The 14,053-nt window shown below is 64.8% G+C and carries 11 protein-coding genes; 5 read left to right on the top strand and 6 right to left on the bottom strand.

What is annotated here, in order from left to right; translation table 11 throughout:
- The first annotated feature begins 3 nt into the window (after positions 1–3).
- Complete coding sequence (locus IWX62_RS03500) at positions 4–924, top strand: NUDIX hydrolase (RefSeq protein ID WP_196839988.1); 921 nt, start codon at positions 4–6, stop codon at positions 922–924.
- 186 nt (positions 925–1,110) lie between these two features.
- Here IWX62_RS03500 and IWX62_RS03495 read toward each other — a convergent pair whose 3' ends face one another.
- Positions 1,111–1,788 carry a Crp/Fnr family transcriptional regulator gene (locus IWX62_RS03495; protein WP_019483148.1) on the bottom strand — a complete coding sequence of 226 codons (678 nt, stop codon included), beginning with the start codon at positions 1,786–1,788 and terminating at the stop codon, positions 1,111–1,113.
- A gap of 246 nt (positions 1,789–2,034) precedes the next feature.
- On the opposite strand from IWX62_RS03495, the gene IWX62_RS03490 reads away from it, so the two are divergent.
- Positions 2,035–3,219 carry a MarP family serine protease gene (locus IWX62_RS03490; RefSeq protein WP_196839987.1) on the top strand — a complete coding sequence of 395 codons (1,185 nt, stop codon included), beginning with the start codon at positions 2,035–2,037 and terminating at the stop codon, positions 3,217–3,219.
- Here the strand turns inward: IWX62_RS03490 and IWX62_RS03485 are convergent.
- Positions 3,216–4,232 carry a DUF2332 domain-containing protein gene (locus IWX62_RS03485; RefSeq protein WP_196839986.1) on the bottom strand — a complete coding sequence of 339 codons (1,017 nt, stop codon included), beginning with the start codon at positions 4,230–4,232 and terminating at the stop codon, positions 3,216–3,218. The genes IWX62_RS03490 and IWX62_RS03485 overlap by 4 nt on opposite strands.
- 222 nt (positions 4,233–4,454) lie before the next feature.
- Between IWX62_RS03485 and IWX62_RS03480 the strand changes: the two genes are divergently transcribed.
- The 3 genes from IWX62_RS03480 to IWX62_RS03470 all read left to right on the top strand — a co-directional run bounded on the left by IWX62_RS03480 (position 4,455) and on the right by IWX62_RS03470 (position 8,183).
- Positions 4,455–6,152 carry an ABC transporter substrate-binding protein gene (locus tag IWX62_RS03480; protein ID WP_442859228.1) on the top strand — a complete coding sequence of 566 codons (1,698 nt, stop codon included), beginning with the start codon at positions 4,455–4,457 and terminating at the stop codon, positions 6,150–6,152.
- An 88-nt stretch (positions 6,153–6,240) separates the two neighbouring features.
- Positions 6,241–7,245: an ABC transporter permease gene (locus IWX62_RS03475; protein ID WP_196839985.1), complete on the top strand. Its 1,005-nt coding sequence runs from the start codon at positions 6,241–6,243 to the stop codon at positions 7,243–7,245.
- Entirely contained in the window at positions 7,242–8,183 is a 942-nt protein-coding gene (locus IWX62_RS03470) for an ABC transporter permease (protein WP_196839984.1), read from the top strand. Before IWX62_RS03475 ends, IWX62_RS03470 begins: the two co-directional genes overlap by 4 nt.
- A gap of 74 nt (positions 8,184–8,257) precedes the next feature.
- Here IWX62_RS03470 and IWX62_RS03465 read toward each other — a convergent pair whose 3' ends face one another.
- The 4 genes from IWX62_RS03465 to acs form a co-directional block, all read right to left on the bottom strand.
- Complete coding sequence (locus IWX62_RS03465) at positions 8,258–9,985, bottom strand: ABC transporter ATP-binding protein (protein ID WP_196839983.1); 1,728 nt, start codon at positions 9,983–9,985, stop codon at positions 8,258–8,260.
- 14 nt (positions 9,986–9,999) lie between these two features.
- Positions 10,000–10,470, bottom strand: a complete 471-nt coding sequence (gene aroQ, locus IWX62_RS03460) for a type II 3-dehydroquinate dehydratase (RefSeq protein ID WP_196839982.1) — start codon at positions 10,468–10,470, stop codon at positions 10,000–10,002.
- 29 nt (positions 10,471–10,499) lie between these two features.
- A complete protein-coding gene (locus IWX62_RS03455) occupies positions 10,500–11,810 on the bottom strand; it encodes an MFS transporter (RefSeq protein WP_196839981.1) in 1,311 nt (436 codons plus the stop codon).
- 150 nt (positions 11,811–11,960) lie between these two features.
- A complete protein-coding gene (acs, locus tag IWX62_RS03450) occupies positions 11,961–13,925 on the bottom strand; it encodes an acetate--CoA ligase (protein WP_196839980.1) in 1,965 nt (654 codons plus the stop codon).
- Positions 13,926–14,053: the final 128 nt, after the last annotated feature.

Genomic DNA, 14,053 nt, shown 5'->3' with positions numbered 1-14,053 from the left:
CCTGTGGGCCACATAAGTAACCGTCTTTTCCCCGTTCCCGAAGACCAGCTTGGCGCAGCGCGAAGCTGGGTAGAACATGGCGAGCGTACGCCGGTCAAGCCGCGTCTCGCGTCGTCGGTGGTGCTGATCCGTGACGCTCCGGCCGGTACCGAAACCTATTTGTCGTACCGGCGTGGCGAGTCCCCGTTGGGGATCGTCGCGTTTCCGGGCGGCAGCATCGAGGAATCCGACGACGACGACGTCGCCTGGTTCGGTCCCGCGCCCGCCCAGTGGGCCAAGGCGATGGGGATTGACGACTTGTTTGTGGCGCGGCGCCATGTGATCGGTGCCATCCGGGAACTGTTTGAGGAAACCGGGGTGCTGCTGGCGGGGCCGGACGCTGTCTCCCTCGTCGACGGCAGCCGGAATCCTGAATGGATGAAGGCCCGCGAGGACATCGCCACCCAAGAGCGGTCCTTCTCCGAAATTCTGACGCGCCGGGGGCTGGGACTCCGCACCGACCTGTTGAAGCCACTGGCCCATTGGCTCAGCCCGGACTACGCCCACCGCCGGTTCGACACTCACTATTTCGCTGCGGCGCAGCCCACCGGGCAGGAAGCGTCGGTGCTTGCCAGCAAGGGCATCTGGGGCGAGTGGCGGTGTGCCGCGCGGGAAGTGGCGCGCGCCGAGACCACGGCTCTGGGAGACGAGGTGGGCCAGCCCAATTCGGTCGGCCGGACACTCGACGAGATAGCCGTTCCCGCCGTCGAGCTGATGTTGGAGAAGATCGGGTCGTCCAAGGGCTGCGTGGCCTACCTGTCGCATAAGAGACCCATGAAGGTCTACTACCCGCACCTCGTCGCCCCCTCCGAAGAGGCCGACCCGATGCTTGAGGTCGCCTGTTCTGTGGCCACTGAGGGCGGATCCGCCCAGCGGGGCCGCTAACCCGCACCCCTACTTGTTCTGCTGTAACAGGGCCATCCCCGACTGATTAGTGCAGCTCCGGTGGGTGTCCTTAATCAACTGTGCAGTTGTGGTGGGTTGGACGCGTCCTGCCCCACCACAACTGCACAATTGTTTATCAGCTAGGCCGACGCCGTGGCAGTTACCCGCCGCAGCTGCACAAAACTTTTAGCGGCTGCGCTGACGCAGCCGCTGGATGTCCAGGATGACGACGGCGCGCGCCTCGAGGCGCAGCCACCCCCGCTGCACAAACTCGGCCAGGGCCTTATTGACGGTCTCGCGGGAAGCGCCAACCAGCTGGGCCAGCTCCTCCTGCGTCAGCTCGTGCGCGACCAGGATGCCGTCGGTGGCCGGACGGCCGAACCGGTCGGCCAGGTCCAGCAGGGCCTTCGCCACGCGGCCCGGGACATCCGAGAACACCAGGTCGGCCAGCGATTCGTTGGTACGGCGCAACCGGCGGGCCAGGGCCTGCAGTAGCTGCGCGGAAACCTCGGGACGCGTTTCCAGCAGCGTCCGCAGGTTCTCATTTTTCAGGCCGGCAAGGCGCGTCTCGGAAACGGCGGTGGCCGTCGCGGTACGGGGGCTGGGATCGAAGAGCGCCATCTCCCCGAAGAGCTCGCCTGGGCCGAGGATGGCCAGCAGGTTCTCGCGGCCATCCTGAGCGGTACGGCCCAACTTGATCTTCCCGGACACGATGAAATACAGCTGGTCGCCCTGATCGCCCTCGCGGAAGACTGAGGCCCCGCGGGAGAGATCCACTTCGGTCAGCTCGTCGGTGAGTGCGGCGAAAACGTCGTCGCCCAGTGAAGCGAAGAGTGGCGCTCGGCGCAGTACCTCGATGTCCATGAATTCTCCTGATAAATTGTCGGCTCATTCCATCTTGCCGTACATAACGAAGTTGTGACACCTGCTACACGCGTGTTCGCCGTCGGAATAGCCGAATTGGCTACCGAACAGGCCCAAACGGCCCGGATCGGCGCTCGCCGGCGCCCATCGGGGTGCCGCCAGCGCTCAGGAGATTGTCAGTACCGCCGGATAGACTCACACGGGTAACGGAGGCGAAGCGCCTCTCAAGGATCAGGGAGAGCGCACGTGCCGGACTTCACCATCTTGGACATCCTGCTGGTGCTGGCCCTGGTCGGGTATCTCGTTGCTGGCCTTCGCAACGGGTTCCTGGTGACCCTCGGCGGAATCGCGGGTTTCGTCGCCGGCGCGGTTGCGGCCTTCTTCGCCATCCCCCTTGTCAGCGAATGGGTGCCCGACGACGCCTGGCGGCTTCCCGCCATCATCCTTACCGCACTGGTGCTGGTGGTCATTGGGCAGGCCCTGGGCTCACGGCTTGGAGGAGCCATCCGCCGGGCCCTCGATTTCCGGCCGATCCGAACGGTGGACCGGCTGCTCGGTGGCGCGGTGAACGTGGTGGTCGCTGCACTGGTGATGTCCATGCTGGCCTTCAGCATCGGCACCCTCGGCATGCCCTTCCTCTCCCAATCCATCGCCTCGTCCCAAGTGATCAGGGGAATCGACAACCTGACGCCGGCGCCGGTGCGCACCTGGATGGCCCAGCTGCGCACGATCGCCGTCGACGACGGGATCCCCACCATCCTCGAAAGCGTTGCCCCGGCGGCACCCCTGCCGGTTCCCGACGCAGCCGTGGACACCCCTGAATTGGCGGCTGCCTCCGAATCGGTGCTGCGGATCGCCGGCACGGCTTTCCAATGCGGCCAGAACCAGACCGGTTCCGGCTTCATCATCGCCCCGGGCCGGGTGGTGACCAACGCGCACGTGGTGGCAGGGGTCAACGAACCGGTGGTGGAGATACCGGGTGGGGGAGCACTGCCCGGCAGGATCGTTCACTTCGACGCCGTACGGGACATTGCCGTTCTTGCCGTCGACGGTCTGGACCGGGCAGCCCTGCCGCTCGGGGAGGACCTGGTCACCGGGGACACTGCGGCATTTGCCGGCTACCCCGCGGGTGGTCCCTTCCAGATCCAGCCGGCCAGCATCCAGAATCGCAGCGACGTGCTGGTTGCGAACATCTATGGGGCCGACCCGTCGTCGGTGAATGTCTACAGCCTCGCGGCAAACGTTCAGCAGGGAAATTCCGGCGGCCCGTTGCTGGATCTGGAGGGAAGGGTGGCAGGGGTCATCTTCGCCAAATCCACCCAGGACGCCCCGGTGGGCTACGCCCTCACTCTGGCCGAACTGCGCCCAATCGCCGACCAGGCCAGCGTTTTCACCGACACGGTGTCCGCGGGACAGTGCAACCGCCGCTAGCGGCTCAACCAGTCCAGGGCCTGTCCATGGCCGCCCGTTCTGGCCACCGCCCGCCCATTGTGGGCGAGGACAAACAGGCGGTCCACTTCAACGTCCTCTTTCTTCAGCGCCCCCTCGACGCCGGGCAGCACCCCATACCCCTCATTGGAGAGCCAATGAAGAGGACGGTGCCGATCGGCCGTCAGCCGCAGCATAGTGTCCCGAAATGCTCCACGTCCCACCTCGTCAACATAGGCAAGGACGGCGCTGTGGAACACCACGACGGTGGCGTCGGCGGGCGCCCGCTGCACCAAGTCCTCAAGGTCCACGGCTAGATCCCCCTTGACCAACAACGGCGGCTCGCGCCGGGCCACCGCGACGGCGGCACGCAGTCGGTCCAGTCGGTGTGTGTGCTCAGGCCAGACCAGGGCCTCCAGCCAGGCGACGTCGTCGTCGTTTGCCACATCGAGCGGATTCAGGTCAAGACCTGCCCGGAAACTCACGTGGGGCACCCGGTCGGGCAGCGGGGGACCACCAGTGGTGGCACATTCCATGACCAGCGGGCCAGGGACGTCGCCTGTGGACAGCACGGGGCCGCCGTCGTACGAGTACCCGTAGCGGTCCGGGTACAGGCACAATCCCGCTGACGCACCCACCTCGATCAAGGCAAGCGGCGTGTTTTCGTCGCCGGAGTCCGCCGCGATCTGTGCGAGCAGCGGCAAGAGCACCGCGCACCGGCCCGCCTCATTGGTCTGGGTGCTCCGGGCGAGCATCGTCTCGCGCACCTGGGACCAGCGTTCCAGGAGGAAGGCCCGAAACTCCGGGTAGGGGACCGGCTGGGCGCCGTGGAACCGTGCGGCGCCCAGCAGCAGGTTCGGTTGACGTTTCGCGGCGGGCAGCTGGTCGAGCAGCTGCAACACGTCTGAATCCTCGCTGATCCCGGTGCACCACGCATCGTAGGTGGCTGAATATCCGCGGGTTTCAATGAGAGCGAACCGCCGGTACCAGGCGGCGGTGTCGAGTTTTTCGGGCATGGTGTTTCCTCCGAACCGCTGGGTCCACCGCCCCGCAGCTCACCCGAGAGGGCGCCTGCGGGCGGTGGACGCGTGATCAAATCGTAATCTCTTCTGTGATGTAAATCCCATAACAACCCTTCCCCCGGGTTAAGCTCATTCCACAGATTGCTACGCGCTGCGTCGCCGTCAGGGCATCACGTCACGTGCACTGCCTTATCACTCGTACATGAGGAGCTCAACATGCAAGAAAGCGCCACACCGTCGCGCAGCTCACGTCCCGCCAGGAAGCGGGCCGCTGCTATGACGGCTGGACTGGCAATCGGTGCGCTGTTGCTTTCCGGCTGCGTTCAAAGCCAGCGGGAAGAAGGCACGGCCGACGGCGGTGACGAGGCTGTCGATTCGACGTTCGTCTTCGCTGCCTCAGCGGATCCGTTGTCCCTTGATCCCGCGTTCGCCAGCGACGGCGAGACCTTCCGCGTCAGCCGCCAGATCTTCGAGGGCCTGGTCGGTGTTGAGCCAGGAACGGCTGATCCCGCACCCCTGCTCGCTGAGTCATGGGAAACCACCGAGGACGGCCTGTCGACTACCTTCGCGCTCAAGGAGGGTGTCACCTTCCACGATGGCACCGACTTCAACGCAGAGGCAGTCTGCTTCAACTTCGAGCGCTGGTACAACTGGACCGGAATCGCCCAGGCGCCTTCAGTGTCCTACTACTACAACAACCTGTTCCGTGGCTTCGCTGACTCACCTGAGGCAGCGGTCTACGAATCCTGCGAGGTGAACGGGGACCTCGAGGCCACCGTCACACTGGCGCAGCCCTTCGCCGGGTTCATTCCTGCCCTGTCGCTGCCGGCGTTTGCCATGCAGAGCCCGACGGCGCTTGAAGAGTTCGGCGCCGATGACATCGGCGGTTCGGCCGAGGCACCAGAAATCAGCGCCTACGCCGAGGGCAACCCGGCCGGTACCGGACCCTTCAAGTTCGATTCCTGGGAACCAGGCGAGCAGCTGCAGCTGTCCACCTACGAGGACTATTGGGGAGAACAGGGCCAGGTGGAGACGGTCATCTTCCGGATGATCAGCGACCCACAGGCCCGCACCCAGGCCCTGCAGGCGGGCACCGTCGATGGGTTCGATCTGGTTTCACCGGCCGACATCCCGGCTCTTGAGGACGAGGGTTTCATGATCGTCCCTCGCGATCCGTTCACCATCCTGTACCTGGGCCTGAACCACGAGGTCGAGGAACTCAGTGATCCTCTTGTGCGGGAGGCCATCCACCACGCCATCGACAAGCAGGCTCTGATTGACCAGACGCTTCCCGAGGGAACTCAGCTGGCCACCCAGTTCATCCCTGACGTAGTCGATGGTTACAACGAGGACGTCACTACCTACGAGTACGATCCCGAACTCGCCAAGGAACTGCTTGCAGAAGCAGGCTACCCGGACGGCTTTGAGATCGACTTCAACTACCCAACGAACGTGTCACGGCCCTACATGCCAACGCCAGAGCAGGTCTTCACCAACCTGTCCGACCAGCTTGCAGCAGTAGGAATCACCACGACGCCGGCACCCGACGTGTGGACCCCGGATTACCTGGACAAGATCCAGGCGACTCCTGATCACGGCATCCACCTGCTGGGTTGGACGGGCGACTACAACGACACTGACAACTTCCTCGGTGTGTTCTTCGGCCAGGAGAAGCTCGAATTCGGCTTCGACAATCCTGAGTTGTTCGACGCACTGAGCGAGGCACGCGGCATGACTGACCGTGACGAGCAGACGGCAGCGTACGTGGAGATCAACGAACAGATCGCCCAGTTCAACCCGGCGATCCCGTTGGCTCACCCGGCGCCGTCCCTGGCTTTCGCTCCCCGGGTCACGTCCTATCCGGCGAGCCCCGTCAATGACGAGGTCTTCTCCATGATCGAACTGAGCGAGTAGTACCACTCATGGCAAGGAAGCCGGGTCCGCTCGGACCCGGCTTCCCTGCCGTCAGGGCAAGTGTTTGATTCGTTCTTGAAAGGACCTCGTGCTACGCGTCATTGGTAAGCGCCTCGCGCTGCTTGTACCAACCCTGTTCGGCCTGTCGATCCTGTTGTTCCTGTGGGTACGCAATCTTCCCGGCGGTCCGGCAACAGCCCTGCTGGGCGAGCGTGCCACCCCGGAAGCGGTGGAGAGGGTTAATGAGCTGTATGGCTTCAACGAGCCCATCATCTCCCAGTACTTCACCTATATGGGCAAGCTCCTGCAGGGTGACTTCGGGACCTCCATCATGACCAACCGCCCGGTTCTCGAGGAATTTGCCAGCCGGTTTCCCGGCACCGTCGAGCTCACCATCGTCGCCCTGATCTTCGCGGTCGGCATCGGTATCCCACTGGGCTATCTGGCGGCCCGCCATTACGGGCGGTTCGTCGACCACGGCTCGGTGGTCCTGAGCCTCCTGGGTATTACTATTCCGGTATTTTTCCTGGCGTTCATCCTGAAATACATCTTTGCTATCCAGTGGCCCATCCTGCCCCCGGATGGACGGCAGGATCCACGAATTGATGCCACCCACGTCACCGACTTCTATGTGTTGGACGGGATCCTCACGGGCGAGTGGGATGCCGCCTGGGACGCGTTCCAGCACCTGATCCTGCCGGGCATTGCGCTGGCCACCATTCCGCTCGCCATCATTGTGCGGATCACCCGGGCCTCCGTGCTTGAGGTGCAGAACGCCGACTACGTCCGCACCGCGCGCGCGAAGGGCCTGTTGGAGAAGACCATCAGAAACCGATTCATCCTGCGCAACGCCATGCTCCCCGTGGTTACCACGATCGGACTGCAGGTGGGCCTGCTCCTCTCCGGCGCGGTGCTGACCGAGACGGTCTTCGCCTTCAACGGGATCGGCCGATTCCTGCGCGATGCGATCTTCGAGCTCGACTACCCGGTGCTGCAGGGATTCATCATCTTTATTGCCCTCCTGTATGCACTGATCAACCTGATTGTTGACGTTTCCTACAGCATCATCGACCCAAGGGTGCGTGTGCAATGAGTACCACTTTGCCTCCAGCGGCCGGCGGCGGACCAACGCCTACCGAACCGACCATTCCCGACGGCGCGGGCACCGGCCTCTGGAAGGATGCCTTCCGTCGGCTCAAAAGAAACCCGCAGGCCATCGCTGGTGCCATCATCGTGGGCCTGTTCATCCTCGTGGCCATCCTTGCACCGGTGCTTGCACCGTACGGTGGCAACGAGCTGCCGGGGCGGACCGAAGTCACACCAATCAACATCCCGGGGCCGGGCGAGATTGACGCCTACCCGCTGGGGCTGGACCGGTTCGGTGGAGATCTGCTCAGCAAGCTGATCTGGGGCGCTCAGGCGTCCCTCCTGATTGGTGTCGTCGCCACCACCCTTGGCCTGCTCGGCGGCATGCTCCTGGGTCTGCTGGCGGGCGGTCTGGGCGGCTGGGTCGACACCGTCGTCATGCGCTTCGTCGACATCCTGTTGTCGGTGCCGAACCTTCTGCTCGCTGTCAGTATCGCCGCGATCCTGGGACAGGGCCCGTACGCGGTCATGATCGCGATCGGTGTCTCACAGATACCCATTTTTGCGCGGCTGCTCCGCGCCTCGATGCTGTCCCAGCGTGGTTCGGATTACATCCTTGCCGCCCAGACGCTGGGCCTGAGCCGCTCGACCATCACCATGAGCCATTTGCTGCCCAACAGTGTGGGCCCGGTCATCGTTCAGGCCACTCTTACGCTGGCTACCGCAGTGATCGACGCCGCCGCGCTGTCGTTCCTGGGGCTGGGCGGCGGGCTGCCGCAGACCGCCGAGTGGGGACGGATGCTCACCTACGCCCAGGCCGAGCTGGCTAACTCGCCGCAGTTGGCGTTCCTGCCGGGCATCTGTATCGCGGTGACGGCGCTGGGCTTCACCCTGCTGGGCGAGTCGCTGCGCGAGTCGTTGGACCCCAAAACCCGCGGGAAGTAGTCGGACCCGACCGCAGACGACAAAAGATCCCGGCACCAACTGGTGCCGGGATCTTTTCGTTCACTGGTGGAATGTCAGGCGATGTTCAGTTCGTTGCCGGGGATCGAGGCCAGCAGTTTCCGGGTGTACGGGTGGCGCGGATTCTGGAACACTTCCTCGGAACTCGCGGCCTCCACCAGCTCGCCGTCCTTCATCACGCAGACGTAGTCGGAGATCAGGCGAACCACGGCGAGGTCGTGGGAAATGAACAGGTAGCTCAGGCCCAGCTCAGCCTGCAGATCGCCGAGTAGCTTGAGGATCTGCGCCTGGACCAGGACATCCAGCGCTGAGACCGGCTCGTCGCAGACGATAAGTTCGGGCTTCAGTGCCAGCGCCCGGGCAATCGCTACGCGCTGCCGTTGCCCGCCGGACAGCTCCGACGGATACCTGCGCAGGGCGGTCTGTGGCAGGGAGACCTGGTCCATCAATTCGCGTACCCTGGCGCGCCGTTCACTTTTGGAACCCCGCTTATAGGCGTTGAGCGGTTCCTCAATGATCCGTTCGATGGTGAACATGGGGTTCAACGAAGAATAGGGGTCCTGGAAGACGGGCTGCACCCGTTGCCGGAAGTCTGCCAGCTGGGCTTTGTCCAGTGTTCCCACATCCATGCCGTCGAAGGTCATGGTGCCCGACGTCGGCTCGATCAGCTTCAGGAGCATCCGTGCGGTGGTCGTCTTGCCCGAGCCGGACTCGCCCACGATGGCGACGGTCTGCCCACGGGGCACGTCAAGGGTGACGTTCTTCGCCGCGTAGAAGTCTTCTGAGCTGCCGCGCCGCTTGTAGACCTTGGTCAGGTCACGGATTTCCACGATATTCCTGCCCGGCTCGGAGGCAGGGACGGCCGACGCCGTGTCGGTCTGGTGTTCGACGAATACCGCCTCCGCCGCCTCGGTCCGCTTGCCGGCGTCGGCGTTGTAGGCCCCCGGCTGGAGGCGGACCGCCGCCACGCTGGGGGCAGCGCGGACCAGCGACTGGGTATAGGGGTGCTGAGGATCGTTGAGGAGTTGCAGCGCCGGGCCGGCTTCCACCACCCGGCCGCGGTGCATCACCACCAGATCTGACGCACGCTCAGCGGCGAGCCCCAGGTCATGGGTGATGAGCAGCACCGAGGTGCCCAACTGCTCGGTCATCTCGTCGATCTGGTCAAGGATGGTGCGCTGGACGGTGACGTCGAGGGCGCTGGTCGGCTCGTCAGCGATCAGCAACCGTGGCTGGCAGGCCAGCCCAATGGCGATCAGGGCACGCTGGCGCATCCCGCCGGAGAATTCATGCGGGTACTGTTTGGCGCGGTCGCCGGCGTCGGGCAGGCCGGCGGCGGTCAGGACCTCGATGACGCGCTCTTTGACGTTCTTCTTGGTCGCCATCCCGTGGACCAGCAGGGTCTCAGCCACCTGGGTGCCAATCTTGGTGACCGGGTTGAGGTTGGACATCGGGTCCTGCGGCACCAGACCAATGGCCCGGCCGCGGATGGCCCGCATCTTCGATTCGGGCAGCGTGACGAGGTCCTGGCCCTCGAACATGATGTTCCCGCCCGTGACCCGGCCGTTGGACGGCAGCAGGCCGATGCAGGCCATCGCCGTCGTTGACTTGCCCGACCCTGACTCACCCACAATCGCGAGGGTTTTTCCGCGCCTGAGCGAGAAACTCGCATTTTCGACGGCCTTGACGTCGCCGTAGGTGGTGCTGAACGTGACTGCGAGGTCTTTGACCTCGAGGAGCGGGGCATCGCTGTCGCCGCCGCTGATGGGTGTGATGTCGATCATGCTCCTATCGTCCCTCATGGCGCGGCGTAACCGGCGGATCCGGAGGAGAGTTTCTCGATCAGGAAGTCGACGGCGAACCGGTAACCGCTGATCCCGGCGCCCACGATCACCGCATCGGCGACCGCCGACAGGTAGGAGTGCTGCCGAAACTCCTCGCGCCGGTGCACGTTGCTGATGTGCACCTCCACCACGGGGAGCCCGACGGCGGTGAGCGCATCCCGAAGGGCGATGGACGTATGGGTGTAGGCCCCGGCATTGATGACGATGCCGTCGGCGGTGCCCGTCGCGGCCTGGATGGCGTCGACCAGCTCACCCTCATGGTTCGACTGGAAGCAGTTGACGGTCCACCCATGGCTTCCGGCGGCATCAGCGGCAACCGCCTCGACGTCGGTCAGCGTGGCGGTCCCATAGGTCGCCGGTTCGCGGGTGCCCAGGAGGTTCAGGTTCGGTCCGTTGATGATCAGGAGCGTGGTGGTCTTCGGCATGGCTTAACTATGCCCCACGAGCCGGGAGTCTAGTCCGCTCTGTGGCGCAGACGGACCGCCGCCAGCGCGCCGCCGAGGGTCACAAGGCTCATGATGGCCAGCACAATCCCGGGGTGCCACCACGCACCATCGGTTGCGGTTCCGAGGACCTGGGTGATGGACGGGGCAAACCCGGCGACGATCGCTGCCAGGCTGTAGGCGAAGGATAGGGCGGTGAACCCGGTCCGGGGCTCAAAGAGATCGGCCATCAGCCCGCCGAGCGCCGCCCAGCTGGCCGTCGGCAGGATGCCGCCCAGCAGGATGGCTGCCACATAGGTGGGAGCGTCGGCGATGCTGATCACCCAGTACAGCGGGAACGCGATCAGCGCCGTGCCGATGGCTCCACCCGCCACCACCTTCGCAGAGCCGATCTTCATGGCCAGGTAGCCGAACGCAGGGATGGTCAGCAGTTGCAGCAACGAGCCGATCAGGGCCGCGTTAAGGACGGTCTCCTGGCTGAGCCCCAGCCGCTGGGTCCCGTATGCCTGGGTGTAGGACACCATGAGGAAGTAGGATCCGATCCCGAGCACAGCCGCAGCGGCAGCAACGGCAATGGCGGCGGGCTGCCGCCGGATGACGTCGAGGAACGGGATGCTGGGCCGCGACTGGTTCTGCACGGTCTCTTTGAACACCGGCGTCTCATCGATCGCGAGCCGCAGGTACAGGGCGATGCCGAGGAATGGGAACGCGAGCAGGAACGGGATACGCCAGCCCCACGTCGTCATCACCTCTGGAGCTACGACGGCCAGGATCAGGAACACGAGGGAGATGAGCATGGTGCCCACGGGGGACCCGAGTTGGGGGATCGAGGCGTAAAGTGCCCGCTTGCGCGGTTCGGCGTGCTCGGTGGCGATCAGGATGGAGCCGCCCCACTCGCCGCCGAGGGAAAGACCCTGGAGAAGGCGCAGCACGGTCAGGAGGATGGGCGCCCACACGCCGATCACGCTGTAGTCAGGGAGCAGGCCAACGGCCCCGGTGGCCAGCCCCATCAGCACTATGGTCCAGATGAGGGTTTTCTTGCGGCCGATCCGGTCGCCGAGGTGGCCAAACAGGATGGCACCCAGCGGGCGGGCGACGAAGCCCATCGCGAAGATCAGAAACGCGGAGAGCGTACCGGCGAGGGGATCCTGGGCGGCGAAAAACACCTGGTTGAACACCAGCGCCGCCGCGGTACCGAAGACGTAGAAGTCGTAGGACTCCAGGGTGGTGCCGACAAACGAGGCGGCCGCGGACTTGCGGGCCATCTTGCGGTTGGCTGCAGCGGGCGGGCCGGTGGTCACGGATGCGGTGGTAGTAGACACGTCTCGAAATTGTCCTCGGCCCCGGACGGCCGCGCCACCAATCCCGGCCAAGATCACACCCCGGCGGGACGCACGTCACATCGACCGGCAGTCCACCACCATCCGGTAACGGCCCGGATGGTGGTGGACCTGGGGGCTACTTCCTCAGTTTTACTTCCTCAGCGACGCGGCGATCTGCGCCATGATCGTCGGATCGGACAGCGTTGTAGCATCGCCAACCTCACGCCCCTCGGCGACATCCTTCAGGAGCCGGCGCATGATCTTGCCGGACCGGGTCTTTGGGAGCTCCGGCACCACCAGGATGTTGCGTGGCTTGGCGATCGGTCCGATCTCCTTACCTACGTGATTGCGGAGCGTTGTCACGATGTCGTCGTCCTCGACGGCCGATCCGCGCAGGATCACAAACGCGACCACTGCCTCGCCCGTCGTCTCATCCGATGCACCGACGACGGCGGCCTCAGCCACCGACGGGTGGCTCACCAGTGCCGACTCGATCTCCGTCGTCGACAGCCGGTGACCGGAAATGTTCATGACGTCGTCGACCCGGCCCAGCAGCCAGATGTCACCGTCTTGGTCCTTCTTCGCGCCATCGCCGGCGAAATACATGTTGTCGAACCGGGACCAGTAGGTGTCCTTGAACCGCTGCGGGTCGCCCCAGATACCGCGGAGCATGGATGGCCACGGTTCGCGGACCACCAGGTAGCCGCCCGATCCGTTGGGTACCGACTGGCCCATCTCGTCCACCACGTCGATCGAGATACCCGGGACCGCCACCTGGGCGGAGCCCGGCTTGGCGTGCGTGACACCGGGCATCGGTGCGATCATGTGCGCGCCGGTCTCGGTCTGCCACCACGTGTCCACCACGGGGGCGCTGCCGCCGCCGATCATTTCCCGGTACCACATCCACGCCTCGGGGTTGATGGGTTCGCCGACGGAGCCGAGCACACGGATCGAGGTGAGGTCGTACTTCTTGGGGATGTCGCGGCCCCACTTCATGAAGGTCCTGATGGCGGTCGGCGCCGTGTAGAGGATGGAGACCTTGTACTTTTCCACCAGCTCCCACCAGCGGCCCTGGTGCGGGGTGTCGGGAGTCCCCTCGTACATCAGCTGGGTGGCACCGTTGACCAGAGGAGCGTAGGTGACATAGCTGTGCCCGGTGACCCAGCCGACGTCGGCCGTGCACCAGAACACATCGGTTTCGGGCCGCAGGTCGAACGTGTTCTTGTGGGTGAACGCCGTCTGGGTCAGGTACCCGCCGGTCGTGTGGAGGATGCCCTTGGGCTTCCCCGTGGTGCCGGAGGTGTACAGGATGAAGAGAGGGTGCTCCGAGTCGTGGCCGACGGCGGTGTGCTCGGCGGATGCGGTGGCGACGACGTCGTGCCACCAGACGTCGCGTCCCTCGGTCCACTCGACCGGCTCGCCATTTCGCTTGACGACCACCACGTTGGTGACGGTATGCCCCCCGCGTTCCAGGGCGCCGTCGACGGCCGGCTTCAGCGAGCTCGGCTTGCCCCGGCGGTAGGTGCCGTCGGAGGTGACCACAAGTTTGGCTTCGGCGTCGTCGATCCTGCTCCGCAATGCTTCGGCGGAGAAGCCACCGAACACCACCGAATGCACGGCTCCGATCCGCGCGCAGGCGAGCATCGTGATGACGGCCTCGGGGATCATCGGCAGGTACACCGCAACACGGTCGCCCTTCTCGACGCCGAGCGACAGGAACGCGTTAGATGCCTTCTTGACCTCTTCGGTCAGCTCCGCGTAGGTGTAGGAGCGGGTATCGCCGGGCTCGCCCTCGAAGTGGATGGCCACCCGGTCGCCAAGCCCCGCCTCGACATGACGGTCCAGGGCGTTGTAGGCAGCGTTGACCCGCCCGCCGACGAACCACTTGGCAAACGGCGCATCGGAGAAATCGAGTGCCTGGGTGAAGTCTTCATCCCAGGTCAGCAGCGCCCTCGCCTGGGTGGCCCAGAACTCCGGGCCGGCTTCGCCCTCTGTGTAGAGGGACGGCTGAGCCACTGCATTCGCGGCGAACTCTGGTGTCGGGGGAAAGCGGCGCTCCTCGTGGAGCAGATTCTCGAATGCGTCGCCCTGCGTGGTCTGGGTGCTCTCAGACATGTTCAACCCTTCTTCGTGCCGGTTTTCAGAGGCGGTAAGCGCCCGGTTCGAAACCGGCACGCGGCACCGCGATACTGCTGACCAGACTAACCGTGGGTGCCGATTTTGTGTGTGCGCGCTCACACCCT

The organism is Arthrobacter sp. CAN_A1 (assembly GCF_015751665.1).
Lineage (GTDB): Bacteria > Actinomycetota > Actinomycetes > Actinomycetales > Micrococcaceae > Arthrobacter_D.
The sequence above is the reverse complement of the archived record's forward strand: the minus strand, read 5'-3'. Positions and strand labels throughout refer to the sequence as shown.

What these genes read in the sequence shown, in the direction of transcription:
- IWX62_RS03495 (WP_019483148.1), bottom strand. Translation starts at nt 1,788, where the DNA reads ATGGACATCGAGGTACTGCGCCGAGCGCCACTCTTCGCTTCACTGGGC.
- IWX62_RS03485 (WP_196839986.1), bottom strand. Translation starts at nt 4,232, where the DNA reads ATGCCCGAAAAACTCGACACCGCCGCCTGGTACCGGCGGTTCGCTCTC.
- IWX62_RS03480 (WP_442859228.1), top strand. Translation starts at nt 4,455, where the DNA reads ATGCAAGAAAGCGCCACACCGTCGCGCAGCTCACGTCCCGCCAGGAAG.
- IWX62_RS03470 (WP_196839984.1), top strand. Translation starts at nt 7,242, where the DNA reads ATGAGTACCACTTTGCCTCCAGCGGCCGGCGGCGGACCAACGCCTACC.
- IWX62_RS03465 (WP_196839983.1), bottom strand. Translation starts at nt 9,985, where the DNA reads ATGATCGACATCACACCCATCAGCGGCGGCGACAGCGATGCCCCGCTC.
- aroQ (WP_196839982.1), bottom strand. Translation starts at nt 10,470, where the DNA reads ATGCCGAAGACCACCACGCTCCTGATCATCAACGGACCGAACCTGAAC.
- acs (WP_196839980.1), bottom strand. Translation starts at nt 13,925, where the DNA reads ATGTCTGAGAGCACCCAGACCACGCAGGGCGACGCATTCGAGAATCTG.